The following is a 19,674-nucleotide window of genomic DNA, read 5'->3' as shown; positions in this document are numbered from 1 at the left end:
CTACTTATTTCTTTTCTAATTTATAGATCGGTTCTTTCGGTTGTTTCAGGTCTACTCCATTCTTTTGGACTAAATTTTCAACTTTAGACTCACGGCTGACTCCCATTAGTTGAGCCGATATGGTAAGCGATTCGTATTTCGCGTCTTTCAGTTCCCGCTGAAGCGATTCTATTTTTGCCATTTTTTCGATACAACTGTATCTGTTGCTGATATATAAGACGATAATGATAAAGACAGTGATGATAAAACGGGCGTTTTTCCAAAAGAAATCCTCGGTGAGGACAGTCCCACCCAGAATGTACATGATTTTCTTTTTTATGTCTTTTACCGTCATCTTATTTTTTTTCTGCAATCCTTAGCTTCGCGCTCCGCGAGCGGGGGTTGCGTTCTTCTTCCTCCTTTGATGGAGTGATTACTTTATTATTTATTAATTTAAACGGGGTTTCGAAATTTCCGAAAAAGTCTTTTTCCACCTTCCCTTCGAAATTGCCTGTCTTGAAGAAATTCTTGACAATGCGGTCTTCGAGTGAGTGGTAGGTGATAACGGATATCCGTCCTCCCGGTTTCAGTATATCAAGGGCTTGCTGTAGCATTTCTTTCAATGTCTCCATTTCCTCGTTTACCTCTATGCGCAATGCCTGAAAGGCCTGAGCCAGTATCTTTTTTTCTTTTTCGCCCCTGCCCAGGAAAGAATTAAGTGTGCTTAGCAGGTCACTTGTTTTCCTGTAAGGATTCTCTTTCCTCGTTTTTGCAATAGCTGAGGCTATGCGGCGCGATTGTTTCAGTTCGCCATAGAGGTAAAAAACATCTGCCAGCTTTTCTTCGCTGTATGTATTCAATACCTGCGCAGCGGTTTTACCTCCTTTACGGTTCATACGCATATCAAGGTCGCTGTCTTCGAAGCGGAACGAGAAGCCCCTGTCTTCTGCATCGAAGTGATGGGACGAAACACCCAGGTCGGCTAGTATGGCATCTACTTCGTCCACATCGTAATAGCGTATAAAATTCTTCAGATAGCGAAAATTGCTACGTACGAAAGTGAACCTGCCGTCAGCCTGAATATTATTAATGGCGTCCTCATCCTGGTCGAAGGCGTACAGATGGCCTTTCTTGTTTAAACGGGACAGGATTTCCCGTGAGTGCCCTCCTCCGCCGAATGTAACATCTACACAAATGCTGTCAGGACGGATATTCATCCCGTCAACACTTTCGTGAAGCAGAACCGGTATATGATATGCATCAGCCATGATTAGTCGTTTTGTGAGCTATTATTCATCAAAGCCTGAATACGGGAACTGAAATCCTCCGCGGGAATCAGCGTTTTATCCAGAGCATCGTTTGTCCATATTTCAATCGTATTGTCTACGCCCAGGAATCTGACTTCGGTAGAGATACCCACCATCTGGCAGTATCGCTTAGGTATGAGTATCCGTCCGTTTGTATCCATTTCCAGCCGTTCGGCATCTACTACAAACTGGCGGAACAAGGCTTGTTGCTCCATATCCCATCTGTTGAGGCGCGAACGTAGTTTAGTAAGTTCTTCTTCCCATACCTGCAAAGGGTATAGGACAAGGCAGTCCTGAAAAAGATCTTTCCTGAGTATCAATGTATTCTGGCCGGATGATTGTAAAATCTTCCGGAAAGCCGCAGGTACAAAAAGCCGTGCTTTTGCATCTATCTTAGCTTCGATATTTCCCAAAAATTGTAACATTAATACTTTGAATTTTAACAATATACAATAATCGACGTAAAGTTATAAAAATTATACACTTCCCCCCACCTTTCCCCACTTAAAATATACGAAAAAGTTATTAACAGAAAATGAACAAGTTATGAACAGATTGTTAACAGGGTGAAAATATTAGCTATTAACTACTTAATATGACATTTTCCTGTAACTAACATTTTGGGGAAATAGTACATGTTAATAATTAATAGGCTGATTACTGGGCTTTTGCTAATTCCTAAGGTAGGTTTTCTATTATTACGCCTTTGTAATAATCAATTTTTATATCGTATAGTCCGTTTTTGTCTTCAAAAATAGTCTCCTTTTCTCTTGTTAATCTTTTGAAGGACTGGGGGTCAAATGCTAATTTTTCGGCAGGTTTTCCAAACGATAAAGATATTGATTGTGCATATACCCCGTTTTTGTCTTTAACGATAGCGCCCAAAAACGAAGAGTGTCCGCAGGAGTCAGTAGATTTATATGCGTGTACCACTTCAAATGAGGCGGCATCGTACGATAGAAAAGCAGACGGGGTTGACTGCATAAATATCATACTATTTGATTTTATATAGCAGTCATATTGCTCGAAGTTATATGGGTCGGCTCCCGCAATAATATCATCGTTATAATATATTCCTGACTTATCAAGGGTGTAACCATGAGCCAGTATCTGAAATGTGGAAGGATCATAATTTGTAATTTGCCCGTCCCTGAAAACATGGTTCTTGTCTTTGGCATATCCCTCATTGTGAAGTACTATAAATGTTTCAACATCAGCATCGATGGGTTTCTCTAAAAAGTAGACATACTTTTTGTCCCTGCTATAGCCATCGGTGTAAAAACCTGACAGGCCTCCCAGTACTTCAAATGTATGAGGATCGGCATCTTTTAGTCTTATCCCTCTATAAAAAACAGATTTATTATCTTTCGCATATAAAGAAAGGTCTAGCCCTCTTTTGTCTTTAACTAAGCTAAAACTGGCGGGAATAACGTCCCTGACAATTATTCTATTGGAGGCTTCGGTGTAATATACCCTGTTTCCCTTTACAGAGTAGCTGCAAACAACAGGGTCGCACGACAGGCATGACAGAGCATTGAGTAAAAATATGAAACTTAATAATACTCTGATCATGCTAAAATATTATTTGACGAAGGAAATACATTCGTCCAGATTCAGGGACTTTTGCTCTCCCGAAACCATATCTTTCAGTGTGATTTTGTTTTCGTTTATCTCGTTTTCTCCTACAATGGCGACATAAGGAATCTTGTTAGAATCGGCATACGACATTTGCTTTTTCATTTTCGCCGCTTCGGGGAATATTTCGGTTGAAACTCCCGCCTGACGCATTTTTGCGGCCAATGGTAATATATGCGCTTCTTCTTTTTCGCCGAAATTGACGAACAGCACCTGTGTGTTCTGGATGGAATCTTTGGGGTATAAGTCGAGCTGATTTAGCACATCGAAGATACGGTCTGCACCGAAAGAGATGCCGACACCGGATACACCTGCCATGCCGAAAATACCGGTAAGGTTATCGTAACGCCCTCCGCCCGATATGCTGCCTATCTGCACATCCAGCGCTTTCACTTCTATAATGGCGCCTGTATAATAATTAAGCCCCCGGGCTAGTGTCAGGTCTATTTCGAGGTCGGAGCGCATGCCTGTGACCTTTAGTTTATTGAGGATAAACTCAAGTTCTTCGGCGCCTTTTACTCCTGTTTCGGAATCTTTGAGGACAGTCTTTAAGGTATTAATTTTTTCCTCGTTGGTACCTTGCAGCAGGATAATCGGTTGAAGCTGGTCGATGGCTTTCTGAGGAATGCCTTTCGAGGCAAGTTCTTCGTTCACTTTATCCAAGCCGATTTTGTCCAGTTTATCTATAGCAACGGTTATATCGGTAATCTTGTCCGATTCGCCAATAATTTCGGCTATACCCGACAGTATTTTACGGTTATTCAGCTTGATGCTTACACGAACGCCGAAGCGGGTGAATATTTCATCGGCAATCTGAACGAGTTCAACTTCATTGAGAAGAGAATCGGAGCCAACGATATCTACATCGCACTGGAAGAACTCACGGTAACGTCCTTTTTGCGGACGGTCGGCACGCCATACCGGCTGTATCTGGTAACGCCTAAACGGGAACGAAATTTCGTTGCGGTGCATCACTACATAGCGGGCAAAGGGAACGGTGAGGTCGTAGCGCAGGCCTTTTTCGGATATTCTGGTAGCTAGGCGGGGTGAGTTTCTCTCCAGTAATTCCTCGTTATTCAAGTCTTTGAGATAATCCCCTGAGTTTAATATTTTGAAAAGCAGTTTATCGCCTTCTTCTCCATATTTTCCCATCAGTGTCGACAGGTTTTCCATTGCCGGAGTCTCTATCTGCCGAAATCCGTATAGCTTGAATACTTCGCGGATGGTATCGAAAATATAGTTACGTTTCGCCATTTCTTCGGGCGAAAAATCTCGGGTTCCTTTCGGGATTGAAGGTTGTGACATAGCTTATCTAATTAAAAATATTCGGACTGCAAAGGTAAAAATAAGTTGTGAGTAATGGATTATGGCTGAGATTATTTATTCTAATAGCGTGTAATCCCCTTCCATCTCTACTCTTATTTCTTGTTGCCCCTTGTATGGTATACGTTGGGGTTTCAGCCCGATAAGGCTAATTTCGATATCGCCTCTGAAACCGCTTGGGAATGTAAGCATTGCTACCCCGTCCAAATCGGATATCGCACCGATATTAGTTCCTTTCAACTTAATGCTTGCTCCGATAAGGGGAGCTTTGTTGCTATCCAGCACGATTATTTTTATGTGTTTTTTTCCCAGAAAAGGAGCCATTAATGCTTCTATTTCTTTATCTATGCGGTCGGAATAATGTAAGCGGGACATATCCAGCGTGAGGAAGTAATATCCTTGTTTCTGTAGCATTACGGGTTGTTTATATACTAATGTTCCGTCAGACAATATATACATAATATAGCTCTTGCCCGGTGATAAAGTTATTGAGGCTTGCCCTGCTTTGAAGACCTGTAGTTTGTCATATGGGTCTGTCTTTGTAGTATCCACAAAGACGATATATTTTGCACGGTGCATATCTTCGTTCTTAAAAGAAAGATTGAGATTTGAATATGCGTATCTGTTTTGAGGCTTAGATAATAAATCCAACGCTTCCTCATACCTTGTATATCCTTTCTGTGCAGAAGTAGAATGAGAGACTTTTACAGGAACTTTTTTAGTATTCCATGACGTTTCTTTTGTGTTCAATACATGTATGTAGTTATAGCTTGATGTTATCTGTTTAGGTTTGATGAGAACATCCTGTTTTTGCTGACACAGTTTTGTCTGCAATTCCTGTATCTGTCCCCCGTACATATATTCGAGCCGTAGAATATAGTCGCCATCTTTTACTTTTTTCAGGTTAAAGCGAGCCTGAGAAGAGTACTCCTGCCTCAACATTTTATCTTTTTCCCAAATGGTATACCAGAATGAATATCCTGAAGGATTTTCGATAGATATTGTCACCGAATCTGTTCCATAAGGCTGTATATTGTAGTTGATAGGGCAAGTGTCTTTGTTGCGGAAAATTATGGAATCGGATATGTTGCCTGAAGTTACTTTATAATAACGGGCATTGGGGTTGATATCCAAAGAACACGGTATTTTTACCTGTTGTCTGGACAAAAGCCACCCTCGTCCGAATATTTCTAATACTGCTTCACCAGGCAGAGAACCCTTACTGTTAATCTTTTGTATATCCAGTTTATAATCTTTTTCCGATAACACAAACATTTCGGCAGAACCCAGCGATTGGATTTCCAATAATTTATGTTTGGCTATTTTGCCATTTCTGTATAGATTGACCCTGATCTTATATTCTATATCTGCATGGGAAAAAATCTTTTGTGGGAGCGTGTATTGTATTTCTTTATTTACAGAAAAGGGTATAGTGTCGATTAATAAGGTCTGAGGAACAAAAACGGAATCATCCCATGCTTTCTTTACACTTTCGGTGTATACATAGATTAATATATAGTCCTTATCCGAGTAATTGTTATCGGGTTCAGTTACCAGCATGGAGAGAGTTGGCGGGTTTTCTTTCAGATGTTTCCGGTTATCTATTTCTACCGACAGGTTATAATCGGAGGTAATATAATCGAATGATTTCAAGAAAAGGTTTTCTTTGTCATATTTGTCTTTTTCTTTACTGAGGTAAATGCCAACATTGCCATCTGTAAGATATGGGCATTCTTCATTTAGTATAATACTGTTTATGTAAGTTTCTTTATAGTTCATGTTCTTTTTAATTGGGCTGCTATACAGTATATTAGCAGAAGTTCCATAAAACTGGATATAGTCAAAGTCGCTGGCATTGACGTTTATGGGTATGGTATCTCCGCACTTATATTCGGTTTTAGCAAAAAGCGAATTCTTCTCTTGTGGGGCAAATGGCCACAGCACGGGTATATCCTTTATGTCTTTCTGCTCGTCCCATATCTCAAAATCATATTTTATCCCATTGTTATAAACGGTCATAGGAGTTCTGTCTTTTAAGAGATTATCCAGAGACACCAGCTGCGTAAGGGGGTCGGGCTTATATACTTTGTTGAGGTAGTGAACAAATATATCCTCCAGAGGATTACCATTGTCATCGTAAAAAAACAATGACGGGTTTTTGGTATATCTTATTACTGCATAGTTGAAATTGTCATTTGTATAAAGCCCGGAAAGGATTTTATCCCCTTGCTTCATTACCTGCCAGTAATGCCCGTGGGGCAGGGGTGGCATGGTATCTGTGGCGGCGTATGTAGCAACAGGCTCCGATAAATCCAGAGAAGATACGACAGATATTTTATAACTATCCAGTTCTGAAAGGTTCACGGCATTGTACATATATATACTATCCTCATGGAATACGGGAGTTTTCTCTTGGGAATGCAGAAAATTGGATAAAAAAAGAAGCAGGGACAGGGTGTGTAGTTTATTCATCATTATATGTACTGGTCTTGTAAAATCTCAGCCAAATTAATGAAATGCTTTCAATAATCAAAAGAGATTCATGATAAATAGGCTCTATAATAAAGAATAATCCTTGTATATTTGTATAAAGCAAATTTAGTAAATATGAGTGAGACCGTATATGATTGCGTTGTTGTAGGTGGTGGCATTAGCGGAATTACCTTTGCCCACTATCTCAAAAAAGAAGGTAAGACGGTATTGATACTGGAGAAAAATGAAAATCCGGGTGGTCAATTGCAAACAGGGCATCTATCCTCTCAACCTGATTACTGGTACGAACTCGGTTCTCATACCTGCTACAACTCATATACAAGCTTACTATCCATCATAAAAGAAATTGGGAAAACAGATCTCATAGAGCCTCTCTCCAAACATAGCTTTGTATTATACGCTTCAGGCAAGATAAAAAGTATTGCTTCGGAAGTATCGAAGCTTTCCTGCCTGTTTCACTTTCCCAGATACTTCTTTTCTGATAAGACAGGGAAGACTACTCGTGAATATTTCCGCCCGATAGTAGGCCCATCCAATTACGACCGCTTATTTACCAATGCTTTCAAAGCTGTTATCTGTCAGCCCGCAGACGATTATCCTGCCGAAATATTTCTGAAGAAAAGAAAGGACAGAGAGAAAGGAATCTCGCGGCGCTTCACATTCAAGGGTGGGTTATCTTCATTTATTAATGCGGTGATAGAGAAGGATAATATGGAGGTGAATACCCAATCGAAAGTTACCGGAGTAAAAAAAGAGGGAGAGATATTTCAAATAACAACCGGAAACGGACAAACATTTAAGGCGCAAAATATAGCATTGGCAGCCAATCCCAAAATATCATCAGATTTGTTACAAAGTATAGAACCGGAACTGGCAGAGCTGTTATCCTCCATCCCTATTTTTGAATCTGAATCAGTAAATATAACTATTGCAAAAGATAAGATAGACCTGAAAAAGATAGCTGGTATCATCTCCCTTTCCAACGAGTTCCTGTCAGCTGTATCCAGAGATTTAGTCGATGATGACAGATATAGGAGCTTCACTTTTCATTTTGAGAAAGGGAAGAAAACCGAAGTGGAAAAACAGGATTTGATATGCAGGGTATTAAATATCTCTGCGTCTGACATTATAGAAATCAAATCAATGGAACACAGTCTTCCGGCTATGCGCCTCCGGCACTTGCATATGGATGAGAAAGTACAGGCTGTAAGGAAAGATAAGAATGTCTATATGCTTGGAAACTACTACTATGGTTTATCACTGGAGGACTGTGTAAACAGATCGAAGGATGAGTTTGAACGGTTTATAAAATAACCACCCCCTCAAATGAAAAAACGAAAAATAGTCCTAAAAATTTAAAGTCCGTAGGACTGGTTACATGGATAACCCCGGGTAAGTGAAACGCAACCCGGGGCAAAAAACAGACCGGGTTACGGAACTCCGTAGGAGTTCAACCATCCTCCCAAAACCATCTTTCATCCAAATCAATACCCTGTTCTACAAAAAAACGCTTTATTTCTTCCTGAAAACTCTCCTGTTTATGGTGTTCCTGCTGGTTTTTGATATAGTTGATAATTGTATCCCGTTCTTTGTATGAATAAGTGAGTGCACAATATTTTATAGCCCATCCATCAAAATCGGGGAAAAGTCCCGATTTTTTTATCCATATTGAAGAAGATACTTTTATGTCTTTTATATAATCTGCTAAAGCTACCGACGGGTGCAGATCGGAAAGGATATGTATGTGGTCTTCCATTCCATTGATACGAAACAGTATACATTGTTTGTTTTTGATAATTCCCCAGATGTATTTGTACAAATCGACAGAGTGTTCCTTGTTAATACTCTTCTTGCTCCCTTTTGTACGAAAAATAATATGATATAGAATTTGACGGTAAGCAGCCATTTTTCGTGTTTTTGTTATAAAGTTAGTCTTTTTTGTTAAACTCCTACGGAGTTCCAAGGGTGATGAGATGACACGCTATCCCCGGGTTGCGTTTCACTTACCCGGGGTTATCCATGTAACCAGTCCTACGGACTTCAAATTAAGCATATATCCTGTGCATATTTGAAGATGAAGCTACTGAAACAGTAGTATCATTCCTGCCTCAGATGAGAAATTCCCAACTCGAAGATAAAGATAAAACAAAAGAAATGAAAGAGCATCTTACTCCCTCTCCTTCGGAGAGGACTGGGGTGAAGTGATATATGTTATCTCTTTCGCTCCTGTCAAAGCCTCATGCGTTAGGCTATATCCGCTCAACGCCTTACCATCTACACGTACTTCCCTGATATAATCAGCTGCTACGTCCTGAGGTTTTACCACATTGATAACCACCTTATCAGACTTATAGTATTTTGGGTCAAGCCGGATAGTTATCTTATCGAATGTCGGCGTTGTCAGTGTATAATCAGGTTTGCCCGGACATTCAGGATAAAAGCCCATCATACTGAATACGGCCCAGCCCGAAATGGTTCCGGTATCATCATTGCCCGGCAATCCTCCGGGAGTATTGGTGAAATGGTCTGCCAATATCTGTTTTACAAGTTTCTGTGTACGCCACTCTTCTCCTTTTATCTGGCTGAATAGATACGGATAGTGTATATCCGGCTCGTTGGTAACATCAAAATAGCCGTTATCAAATACCGACTGTAGTTTATCGACAAAGCTCTTCTTACCACCCATCAGTTTCATCAGTCCCGGTATATCATGCGGAACAGCGAATGTATAGTTCCACGCATTCCCCTCATGAAAGCCGGGATTAGGCTCGAAATCTGCGCCTTGCAATGGGTTGAAAGGAGTTAAGAACTCTCCGTTTGGCAGAATGGGTCTGAATGTACCGTATTCTTTGCTATAGTAATGTTTGTAGCCCATCGAGCGCTTATAGAATTTTTCGGCATCTTCCTTTTTACCAAGGTCTTTAGCCAGTTCGGCAAGTGTCCAGTCTGCCATATAATATTCTAAAGCATGAGATACGGAGTTGTCATATTTTTCCCTCAATGGCACATAGCCCAGGTTCATATAATCATCATTATCGGGACGCAACAGATTTTGAGGACCCGGTGTAGTCGCCGATTTAATAAAAGCTTCGTATGCTGTGTTGATATCAAAGTCCCTCAACCCTTTCATCCACGTATCGGTTATAACAGGGATAGCCGGGTCGCCCTCCATCGTAAACGATTCGCGGGAATATAGCTCCCATTTTGGCATCCAGCCCGATTCCTTATACATATCCACCATGGTGCGCACCATTTGCAGCTGGCGGTCAGGATAGAGCAATGTCATCATCTGGTGCAGATTGCGGTAAGTATCCCACAATGAATAGACTGTATAGCGGTTTTCTTTTGTTGTCTTGATTTCAGCACTTTCCATCGCCGGATATTGTCCGTTTACATCCTGTAAGATATTAGGATGTACCAACATATGATAAAGCCCTGTATAGAATACTACTTTCTGGTCTTCTGTTCCTCCCTCGACCATAATGCGCGAAAGGTCGTCGTTCCACATCTTACGTGCGGCAAGGCGGATGGCATCAAAGTCGGGCTTAGGCTGCTCTTTCTCAAGATTCATACGTGCATTTTCAATGCTCACGAACGAAACACCCATCTGTACTTCCACCGTTTCACCTTCCCGGCAATTGTAGGTAAAATAAGCACCGATATCGTCTCCGGCTATTTCCTTCTCATACTTGGTATATAACTTATATTTTCCGGCATCCTTGTTCCAATCGTTTTCCCACTCGTGTCCGGGACGCTGAAACTTCCAATACCCTGATTTTTCGGGTTTCTTACTTACACGCATTACAAAGTAAATAGGAAATACCGCCTGATTCTGAGTATAACAGAATGTCCCCAAAAGTTTTGTACCTTCTATTTCTGTATCACTCACCTTGCGCACCATTGCTCCGGTTTCATTTGTCAGCCCTTCTCCCAGATTCAGCAGAATATGGTTCTGCCCTTGCGGGAAGGTAAAGCGGGTTATCCCTACACGCGGTGTAGCACTGACCTCCGTTTTTATATTGTACTTTGTCAGATAGTTAGTATAATAGCCGGGAGTGGCTTTCTCGTCTTTGTACTTACTGCCATATTTACGATAATCCACCTCCAGTTCACCACTGACAGGCATCAGCAACAGACTACTCATATCAGGACAACCTACACCGCTCAGATTTACATGGGCATAGCCTGTAAATACACTGTTATCATACGAATAAGGAGTAGACCACCAGCCTGTATCCTTATCGCGTTTGTTTTCGGGTGAACCCATTACATTGAACGGGGTAACCGACATAAAACTCTGCGGGCACATAGCCCCGGGATTCGTTGTGCCATAGTTAGTCGTTCCTATGAAGGGGTTTACATAATCAACAGGCTCTGTTTGAGCAGAAATAGTTGTGCTCAAAGCTATAAAAAGGGATAGAAATATTTTCTTCATTCTTATTCTTCATTTACTCTCTTTTGTCATTCTGAACGTAGTGAAGAATCTCACTCCTCAAAATACAAGAGACTCTTCGTTTCACTCAGAATGACAGGGTATTATTTCAAAAAAGTGACAAAGGTGACACTTTTTTATATGTTTTGTTTGTCACGTTTTTGTATTATTAATGCGAATCAGGGGTTGAAAGCAGCTCAACACCTGCCTGAAAGGCAGAATCTTCATAACCGTATGCAAGCGCAGCGTAGCTTACGCAGCAAGGGGCAATTACACTCCCCCTGCCCGAAGCGGCAGGACACACAGTATGTCCTGTCTTTCAGACAGCTGCTATTGCTCATCCTTTTTCCGCAGGTCGATGACCCGCGGTTATGAAGATTTGGCTTTTCAAGCCATTTCTCAACTTCTGATTGGCATCATTAATGGATAGCATTATTGCAACATTTCGCAAAAGTAGGGGCAATCCCTTGTGGTTGCCCGTATTTGTAATAAACGGGCAGGGACAAGCCACTGCCCCTACAGCTATCGTCTATATAATAGATAAATTATTATTTATTTGATGCATTATAACCCTCAGCAACAATTGTATAGTTAGATATATTCTTAGGTATATCCAATTCTATAACTCTTTTCTCTCCGGCAAGCAGGTTGATATATCCGTCAGAGAAATATGCCGGAAGCAATACCTCTTTGGTGTTTTTATCAACTGCGTTGAGCTTTACAGCAGCAGCTAATACTTTTGACGGATTGGATACCTCCACCAGAATTTTACCTTTGCTGTTGGTTGTTTTAATATCTACTGTTGTAGCCGCCAATGTATTCATCTCTTCATACGACTTACTATTACCATCTGTCATCCAGTAATCGTTGATGGACACAACCTTACCGTTAGCGTCTTTTAGTTCAAGACGGGCAAGATATAATTTAGGCAGGTTGTTACCTTTTTCCGGAACGAAACATTTAGTTGCCGAATTGGCTTTTGCATCCAGTTTTATATTTTTCTTATACAGTTCTTTACCCTGTAAATCGATATAGCGTAGATTTGCCGTTACTGATTTATAATCGTGCAATGTAGTGTTGATAATCATTACATCATTTTCAGGCAGGTTCATCTGTATATGAACAGGTTCACAGGCTTTCTTCGCACCGAAATAAGAACCCGGCGTTTCATAGTCATACGTATATGTCTGCCATATCATGCTCGGCCATGCCGGATGGCTCATCCAGAGTACAAGGCCAGTTGTATTGTTCCACATCTTGCTGTTCCATGCTTCGAGCATATTGCGCCATGCATCGTAACATACAAACTGGGATTTGCGGGAGAAGTCTTCCATACCGCTTGCTTTACCATAGCGGTCTACGGCATTGATAAAGTCACCAAAATTCTGGGTAGTATGGTGCAGGTCGTGGTATGCCCATACATCATTGATAGGCCACTGGTCTTCCGGTGCTATAAACTTACGGATTGTATTTGCCGTAGGGATGGCATAGCTACCCATTTCGGTATTGAATCCTTTTGCATTCACGGTATAATATTTTGACGGGTCTTTGAAATATCCCCAAGGGCCGCTTGTTCCCATATTCAAATAACGCGATTGTCCGTGATAATGGCGTGTAGGGTCTTCTTTTGCCACCATTGCCGATATACTCTGTTCCAGTTGTTTCGGCAGGAAACCTTCGTTACGCGGACACCATACAGCTATAGACGGATGATTGCGAAAACGCTTAACGGCATCGGTTGCATTCCTTACAAATAATGGGAAATCACTCGGCTCTACCGTATCGTCCGTTGTAATCCAAAAGTCGTTCCAGACAAGCATACCATACTCATCGCACAGTGCATAGAAATCCTCTTCGGTGGTTTCACCTGTCCAGTTACGAATCATATTGAAGTTCGCATCTTTATGCAACCTGATATATGGTTCTAAACGTTCTCTCGAAACACGCTTCATACCGTCATCCATACCCCAGTTGCCACCACGGCAGAATATTCTTACACCATTTACCCTGATAACCAGAAACGGCCCCACAGGGTCATCGTTTGACAATGCCTGAAGGCCTGATGTATCAGCATCTTTTGCAATAACGGGCAGGTTGTTTTCTTTATCAAACAAAACACGGTCGATATAATCGAAAACAGGCTTTCCTTTATTTACTGTCTCATTCGGCGTATAAAGAACACGCTTGTTCCGGTTATTTTCGTTTACCATCAGTTCATACGACATTTCCCTGATACCGAATTTTAGTTTTTTCATATCAGAAAACCGGTTGTTTACCTGCATGGTCAATTCCAGGTCATATAACTCAGGTTTTCCATAACCATTTGGCCACCACAGGCGGGGATTTTTTATATTCAGTTCGCCGAACTGTTCAGGTGTAAATGTTATTTCTTTTTCCTCGTTAGGAGCAAGTGTGCATGGTTGCGAAACATTTATATTTTCTATTTTGGCCGTAAGTGTACCATTTACCGTTTTAGAAGTGATATTCTTTACAATGGCTTTGATCGTGATTTTGGCCTGTGTAGTATCCGGTAACAGAATATCTGTAGTCACAAGCGGGTCGCCTAACACAATGTCGCCGCCAGCCATTAGCCGTACATCCTGCCAGATACCTGTGTTACGGTCGCGGATTCCCGGAATCCAGTCCCAACCGATGGAAGATATAAATGTAGGGCCATCAGTACTGAGTACACCTCCGTTAAGCCCCTGTCCGGCGACCATCGATTGCTCGTGAGGGATTCCCGGATTATAGGGAGGGAAGACATGGACGGCAAGTACATTCTCGCCTGCTTTATTTACGAGGTCGGTAATATTGAATTCGCCACGGATAAAGGCGCCCGTCATATCTCCCAGATTTTTTCCGTTCAGATAAATATCGGCCCTGTAGTTAATACCGTTGAACAGTAAACGCAATTGTTTGCCTGCTGCATCCCCCGGCACTGTAAATTTACATCTGTACCACCAGTCGGTACGGCTTAGCGATTCAGGGATATTCATATTGTTCAGTCCGAAATACGGGTCTGGATATATTCCCTGATTGACAAGGGTTGTAAGTACCGTTCCCGGTACGGTAGCATTATACCATGCAGAAGTATTCAGTTGCGGGTCAAATATGGATTTACCCGACTCCAGAACGGTTTTTCCATCAGTCAGTTCCCAACCTTCGGTAATAATCCATTCCCCTGTCTGAACGGGCATAAGGGTAGTTGGTATGTTTCTTTTGGCAATACGCTGAGACGTTTGAAAAGGGGCTTTCCCTTTGGGTAATTCTGCTTCGGGCTGTGGTTGCCTCAGTCCCGGCCATAATTGCCCCGGAATAAAATCCTGAGCGTAAATGTTTGAAAATGATAGCATCATCAGTATCATCAAACCTACATACAATTTCGATTGTTTTTTGGTAATCATTGGTAAGATATTAATCGGTTATAGTTATTTATCATCTGGCATTATCTGATAGCAATAAGGATTATCTAAAATGAATATCCGTCTTAATGCCTAACCCCTCCCCACCTCCGGTGGTGCTCCCCTTCTGCGAGAGGAGAGTTCTGGTTTTTCATCCTTAGCTAAAATTCCGAACAAACGATGGAAAGCCAGTGATTGTCCCCTTTTGATAAAGGGGACGAGCGAAGCGGAGGGGTTAGACAAGATACGCATTAGGTATAAATACGGATATTCATTTTATATTATCATTATATGCTTTCCATATTGTATATGATAGAATTGCTTTCTATAATAATAACAACTTTAGGCATTGTTTCCCTAGTAGACAAAGGTAATATTTTTGATGACAGGATGTTTGGATTCTTGCTAAAGTTAACTAGATGAGCGAGATATTAATGAAAAAGGGAGTAATTTGAATTACCCCCTCTCAATATGATAAATTTAAGCTGTTTTCGTTTCCTTTCGCTTTTTTACAGCCTGTTTACTTTTTCTCTTGACAAAAAACATATAGTAGCCTGTGAGCGGAAGGCTTGCTCCAATAAGAGAAAATATACAAGTGAATATTTTCGACCAGATACCCCAATAATTGCCTACGTGTAATGAATATACCCAGGCAAATACTCTGGTTGATTTTGGTTGATCTTTGAATAAGGTGGTTTCGATGATATCGCCTGTCCTTTTATCAAATTTGTGCTGGTCGGCAGAGCGTGATGTCAGATACGATTTCTGGTGAATTGTGGCAGAACCATCCTGTATCCGGATATATTCGTAATCAGGATTGGAAGCCTGCAATGTGCTGAGTACCGTTTGCCAACTGGATACATTCAGTTCCTTTTTATCCTCTTGCTGCCTGCCACCTCCGTGCCCACGAGCTTCTACGGCTTCGGCGCCAAATATCTTATATAATCCGTTGCGGTACCATTCGAATGACCAGAACATACCTGTGAGTGCGCAGATAAGCAGCACCAGACAGGCATATGCCCCCAGCACATTGTGCATATCGAAGAAAAGGCGTTTTTTACCTTTCTTTAGCTGTACTTTAAAACGGCTCTTGCTCCACCGTCTGGGCATCCATACGATGAATCCGGTAATCAGTATAAATACAAAAAGCAGGGTGGAAATACCTACAGTATATTTGCCCCATGTGTGGCTGCCATCCATCAGCCAGCGATGCAGTGTCATAACTGTATAGAAAGGGCTCTCCCGGAATTTATAGATTCCGGTAACTTCGCCTGTGTACTGGTTGACAAAGGCCGTAACCCTGAAACCCTCGGCAAGCGTCATTCTGTAAGTACGTGCGGGGTCGTCAGATACCTGCACACTGGTTACCGAGTTCCCTTCGAGTTGGGCGTTTGCTTTCGGTATTAGTTCGCCCAGCGGCATAGGATTGCCTTTTATATCTTTTATAAAGTAATGGGAAGGGTTTGATAACTCCAGTATTTCATCCTGAAATACAAGGATGGCTCCTGTAAGGCAAACGATTGTGATAATAATTCCTACAGGAATGGATAGCCATTTGTGAAGCTTTTTTAAGAAAATTCTCATGATTTAGGGGCTCCCTAATCCCCCAAGAGGGACTTGCAGAGAGGGTGATTTTTTTATTGGTTTATATTCTTTTACTCATTTTTCGTTTTCTTGTTGTGGCTTTGCTCTAAGCCTCCCTTTTGGGACAGGGTTGTTAAGTTCTGATTTAATTGCCTCCACTTTCAAGTGGAGGAATATGGTTTAGAATCAGAGAATGGCTTTAGCCGAACCTTTTTGACTAAAGTCGTTCCTTAGATGCCTTTTATGAGGGTGTGTCAAAAGTAAAACATCTCTATCAAATTGCTACTCTCTTTGTCATTGCCTCGCCTTCGCTTCGGCGAACGTTGTTTCTGAGTGCAACGAAGAATCTCGACCTACTAGATACGAGATGTTTCACTCCGTTCAACATGACAAAAAGATATGATAAAATACTTTTGACACACCCTCCAATATCAGAACTTAAAAGCCCTGCCCAAAGGGGAGATCAAGAGGGGCACAAAAGAAAAATCCCGGTGTCTGAGCTTAGCTAAAACACCGGAATTAAACTATCGTCAAAGTTAAGTAATTCTTTAAACTATCATCGATGCAAAGGTCGGGGTTATTTTCTTATCCCGCAATCGCAATAAATGATGATAATTATGTCTTTTGCTAACAATAAATAGTGATCAGAACCTGTAAGATACTACTCCTGCAAAGTTACGAGGATCAATCTGGTTGATGTAACCGCCACGGTAATAGGAGTTATAACCTGTTTCGTCGAATATGTTATTGAAGAATACGCGTGCTGTTACCTTCTTGTAGGTATATGCCAACTGTGCATTAACAGTAGTATAAGCAGGCATATCGAATGGTTTGGTTCCTACCGGCGAGCCGTGTCCGTCAGGAGAAAGGCTGTATTCGTTCACCGGGCGATCTCCTACATAGTATGCTCCTAGCCCGACAGAGAAACCTCTGACAGGGCCTCTGTCTACTGTATAATATACCCATCCGTTAGCTGTATGCTTTGGCGCATTCATTGGTGCAGAACCGTTTACATACGAAGGGCTGTCTGCATACCGTGCATTCAGGTAGGCATATCCTAACATTACCTGTAGGTTAGGCAGGATACGTCCGTTCAGTTCTACTTCTATACCGTCTCTTTTCAGCGTTCCGGCTTTATAGTAATATCCTGTAGCAGTATTAGTACCTTCCAGATATTCAGCATTCGTGAGGTTCTCTGTTCTGATGCTGAAATATGTGAAGTTGAAGCGTAATCTGTTATCCAGCCAGTCCGATTTGAATCCTGCTTCCCACTGCTTTGTTGTAGACGGGCCTGCCTGCGTAACGCTGTCAGTCAGGATTTGTGCAGCCGACCTCAGGCTTGTGCTGGTAGTATAAGATCCGAATACATTTACGTTCTTGATAGGAGTAACCATCAATCCGAACATAGGATTCCAGGCGTCGCCTTTCGTTGTTCCGGCAGTGGCATTGATAGTGGAAATAGAGCTGTAACGAAGGCCTAGTATCACTTTCAGATATTCGTTTATTGTCATTACCTCCTGTGCCATGATGCCATAAGTTGTATATTTGGATTGTACCGGGTCTCCTGCTCCCGTCAGTTTCAATGCTGAAGGCACATCATTCGATATTTTATTGGCCAGTACGTCGATTGTATCTACTACCATCGAACCAAGATTTGTAGTAGTCGCATCTGCAATCCTGTAGTCGAACCCAAGTTGGAATGTATGTTTTACAGAACCTGTATATACATCCCTGCCGATGAAGTCGAGCTGGAATGTTGAGTTCTTATCATCGCGCAGGTTGCGGGAGATAGTACGCTGCTTGATGTTATAATCTGTAGGTTGGCTTCTTAGTCCGCTTAGTCCTGTAGAAGTATTATCCACATTGTAAGACGAATTGAAGTAAGCGGCTCTTATGCTTATTTTATCAGCAAGCATGCGGGTAATACGGGCAGCATAAGTCAATGTTTTGCTGTTGGTGTTATCATCCCCGAATCCCAGAAATTTGCTATATGGCATATCATAGAGGGCTTCTGTGTCTGCTCCTGCCAGGTTTACTGTACTTGTTACCGGAGTTCTGTTTTCGTTCATATAGTCCATCTCCAGTGTTACGGTCGTCTTATCGTCAGGGCGCCATTCCAGTGAAGGATTGATATATACCTTGTCGGAAGAAACTACAGCCCTGTAGTTATCGGCGCGTTCATAAGCTCCGTTCAGGCGGAAGGCAACAGTATTTTTACTGTCGAGGACAGTTTGCACATCAAATGTGGGACGAACTTGTCCCCAACTGCCTATGCGGAGTGCGACTTCGCCACTGTTGACAAATTTAGGGGTTTTAGTTACCACATTGATTACCCCTCCGGCATTACCGAGGTCGGTGATAACCCCCTGTGTAATAGCAGCAGAACCTTTGATTACCTGTATGCTTTCCACCCCGGCCATATCTGTTTGCATAGACGCTGTCTGAAACTGAGAGTCTGTTCTTACTCCATTTTTCAGTACAGGGATACCGCGGAATCCACGGAGAGACATACTTTCTTTGACCCCTCCGTAAGAACCGAAAAGGGTAACACCCGGTACATTCCGTACGGCATCAGTAATTGTAAGCGCTCCCTGTTCCGATATTACTTTATCCGAAATCACGGATATACTTTGTATCTGTTCGCTGGGGCGCAGTGGCATACGGGTAATCGCATCCAGCTTTTCGGGTTGCTTGTACCGTTCGCCAAACACTTCCACTTCGCTGAGGTTGGCATTGGATACCATATCGAACTGTACGTGTACTTCATCCTCATTTCTCAGGTTTACTTTTTTTATGTTATTGTTGTATCCTACAAAACCAACTTCTACAGTTAGTTCCCTTTTAGGCAGATGCGTTAGCCTGAATTTTCCGAACTCATCCGTAGATACCCCTTTTTGAAGTTCCTTGATTACTACTGTTGCTGAAGCTAAAGGTTCGCCTTTTTCGTCAAGCACCCTTCCTTTTATAACCTGAGCGCTAACAAAGGAAATATTAATAAGCAAAAAGAGAACCAAAGCATAGATTTTTCTCATAGCTAAAATATATTTTGCGTGAATGTTAATCGGTTAAAATAATCGGGGGCAAAGTTCCCCACATTTACCGGGAGGCACAATCACAAAAAATAATGAAATTTAGCTGGATCTATAACAATAAATAGGGATTGGGAGCGGTTGGCAGTCAACAGTCAACAGTCAACAGTCAACAGTCAACAGTCAACAGTTATTAATGTGAATCAGTATTTCGTTTTGTTTATATTATGTGTTCTTTTTTATTCTGCGCGCAATCACAGATTGCTTACCTTACTTTTGGCCGAAGCTCCAAAAGTAAGCAAAAAAGCATTGCGCCCCGCTTCGCCGTACGACCCACCATCGGTTTGCCGGCTGAATGAAGTGATGAAAGATTCATCATTGCAATAATTGGCAGACGATGCTTAAAAGCGCCCGCACTTCATTCTACGCCGCCTGCACCGGGTGGGTACCCCGTACGCTTGCTAACGGCGCTGGCTGACGCCTGATTTGCA

At 41.9% G+C, this 19,674-nt stretch carries 12 protein-coding genes; 1 reads left to right on the top strand and 11 read right to left on the bottom strand.

Translation table 11 applies throughout. The features are described 5' to 3' along the window. Positions 1 to 4: 4 nt before the first annotated feature. From D0T84_RS12675 to D0T84_RS12650, 6 genes are all read right to left on the bottom strand, one after another. Positions 5 to 334, bottom strand: coding sequence for an FtsL-like putative cell division protein (locus D0T84_RS12675; protein ID WP_163308244.1), 330 nt, complete (start codon positions 332 to 334; stop codon positions 5 to 7). A 1-nt stretch (position 335) separates the two neighbouring features. Further along, positions 336 to 1,247 carry a 16S rRNA (cytosine(1402)-N(4))-methyltransferase RsmH gene (rsmH, locus tag D0T84_RS12670; protein ID WP_163308243.1) on the bottom strand — a complete coding sequence of 304 codons (912 nt, stop codon included), beginning with the start codon at positions 1,245 to 1,247 and terminating at the stop codon, positions 336 to 338. Between the two features lie 2 nt (positions 1,248 to 1,249). Beyond that, positions 1,250 to 1,711: a division/cell wall cluster transcriptional repressor MraZ gene (locus D0T84_RS12665; protein WP_163308242.1), complete on the bottom strand. Its 462-nt coding sequence runs from the start codon at positions 1,709 to 1,711 to the stop codon at positions 1,250 to 1,252. A gap of 253 nt (positions 1,712 to 1,964) precedes the next feature. Beyond that, entirely contained in the window at positions 1,965 to 2,858 is an 894-nt protein-coding gene (locus tag D0T84_RS12660) for a DKNYY domain-containing protein (protein WP_163308241.1), read from the bottom strand. 9 nt (positions 2,859 to 2,867) lie between these two features. Further along, positions 2,868 to 4,226: a histidine--tRNA ligase gene (gene hisS / locus D0T84_RS12655; RefSeq protein WP_163308240.1), complete on the bottom strand. Its 1,359-nt coding sequence runs from the start codon at positions 4,224 to 4,226 to the stop codon at positions 2,868 to 2,870. 75 nt (positions 4,227 to 4,301) lie between these two features. Further along, positions 4,302 to 6,719 carry a hypothetical protein gene (locus tag D0T84_RS12650; protein WP_163308239.1) on the bottom strand — a complete coding sequence of 806 codons (2,418 nt, stop codon included), beginning with the start codon at positions 6,717 to 6,719 and terminating at the stop codon, positions 4,302 to 4,304. A 132-nt stretch (positions 6,720 to 6,851) separates the two neighbouring features. Here D0T84_RS12650 and D0T84_RS12645 point away from each other — a divergent pair, with 132 nt between their 5' ends. Continuing rightward, positions 6,852 to 8,051 (top strand): NAD(P)/FAD-dependent oxidoreductase, encoded by a 1,200-nt coding sequence (locus tag D0T84_RS12645; protein WP_163308238.1) that lies wholly within the window; start codon positions 6,852 to 6,854, stop codon positions 8,049 to 8,051. A gap of 136 nt (positions 8,052 to 8,187) precedes the next feature. Here D0T84_RS12645 and tnpA read toward each other — a convergent pair whose 3' ends face one another. From tnpA to D0T84_RS12620, 5 genes are all read right to left on the bottom strand, one after another. Next, positions 8,188 to 8,643, bottom strand: coding sequence for an IS200/IS605 family transposase (gene tnpA / locus D0T84_RS12640; RefSeq protein ID WP_163308237.1), 456 nt, complete (start codon positions 8,641 to 8,643; stop codon positions 8,188 to 8,190). A gap of 261 nt (positions 8,644 to 8,904) precedes the next feature. Then, complete coding sequence (locus D0T84_RS12635; RefSeq protein WP_163308236.1) at positions 8,905 to 11,172, bottom strand: GH92 family glycosyl hydrolase; 2,268 nt, start codon at positions 11,170 to 11,172, stop codon at positions 8,905 to 8,907. A 545-nt stretch (positions 11,173 to 11,717) separates the two neighbouring features. Further along, positions 11,718 to 14,573, bottom strand: coding sequence for a glycoside hydrolase family 2 protein (locus D0T84_RS12630; protein ID WP_163308235.1), 2,856 nt, complete (start codon positions 14,571 to 14,573; stop codon positions 11,718 to 11,720). Between the two features lie 477 nt (positions 14,574 to 15,050). After that, positions 15,051 to 16,154 (bottom strand): PepSY domain-containing protein, encoded by a 1,104-nt coding sequence (locus D0T84_RS12625; protein WP_163308234.1) that lies wholly within the window; start codon positions 16,152 to 16,154, stop codon positions 15,051 to 15,053. 644 nt (positions 16,155 to 16,798) lie between these two features. Beyond that, on the bottom strand, positions 16,799 to 19,186 hold the full coding sequence (locus D0T84_RS12620; RefSeq protein ID WP_163308233.1) for a TonB-dependent receptor: 2,388 nt from the start codon (positions 19,184 to 19,186) through the stop codon (positions 16,799 to 16,801). Positions 19,187 to 19,674: the final 488 nt, after the last annotated feature.

This window comes from Dysgonomonas sp. 521 (genome assembly GCF_010501055.1).
Taxonomy (GTDB): Bacteria; Bacteroidota; Bacteroidia; order Bacteroidales; family Dysgonomonadaceae; genus Dysgonomonas.
Note: the sequence above shows the minus strand (reverse complement) of the source record. Positions and strands in the feature narration are given on the sequence as shown.

Bases quoted from the DNA above. Each gene is read 5' to 3' on its own strand.
- D0T84_RS12675 (WP_163308244.1), bottom strand. From the start codon at position 334: ATGACGGTAAAAGACATAAAAAAGAAAATCATGTACATTCTGGGTGGG.
- rsmH (WP_163308243.1), bottom strand. From the start codon at position 1,247: ATGGCTGATGCATATCATATACCGGTTCTGCTTCACGAAAGTGTTGAC.
- D0T84_RS12665 (WP_163308242.1), bottom strand. From the start codon at position 1,711: ATGTTACAATTTTTGGGAAATATCGAAGCTAAGATAGATGCAAAAGCA.
- D0T84_RS12660 (WP_163308241.1), bottom strand. From the start codon at position 2,858: ATGATCAGAGTATTATTAAGTTTCATATTTTTACTCAATGCTCTGTCA.
- hisS (WP_163308240.1), bottom strand. From the start codon at position 4,226: ATGTCACAACCTTCAATCCCGAAAGGAACCCGAGATTTTTCGCCCGAA.
- D0T84_RS12650 (WP_163308239.1), bottom strand. From the start codon at position 6,719: ATGATGAATAAACTACACACCCTGTCCCTGCTTCTTTTTTTATCCAAT.
- D0T84_RS12645 (WP_163308238.1), top strand. From the start codon at position 6,852: ATGAGTGAGACCGTATATGATTGCGTTGTTGTAGGTGGTGGCATTAGC.
- tnpA (WP_163308237.1), bottom strand. From the start codon at position 8,643: ATGGCTGCTTACCGTCAAATTCTATATCATATTATTTTTCGTACAAAA.
- D0T84_RS12635 (WP_163308236.1), bottom strand. From the start codon at position 11,172: ATGAAGAAAATATTTCTATCCCTTTTTATAGCTTTGAGCACAACTATT.
- D0T84_RS12630 (WP_163308235.1), bottom strand. From the start codon at position 14,573: ATGATTACCAAAAAACAATCGAAATTGTATGTAGGTTTGATGATACTG.
- D0T84_RS12625 (WP_163308234.1), bottom strand. From the start codon at position 16,154: ATGAGAATTTTCTTAAAAAAGCTTCACAAATGGCTATCCATTCCTGTA.
- D0T84_RS12620 (WP_163308233.1), bottom strand. From the start codon at position 19,186: ATGAGAAAAATCTATGCTTTGGTTCTCTTTTTGCTTATTAATATTTCC.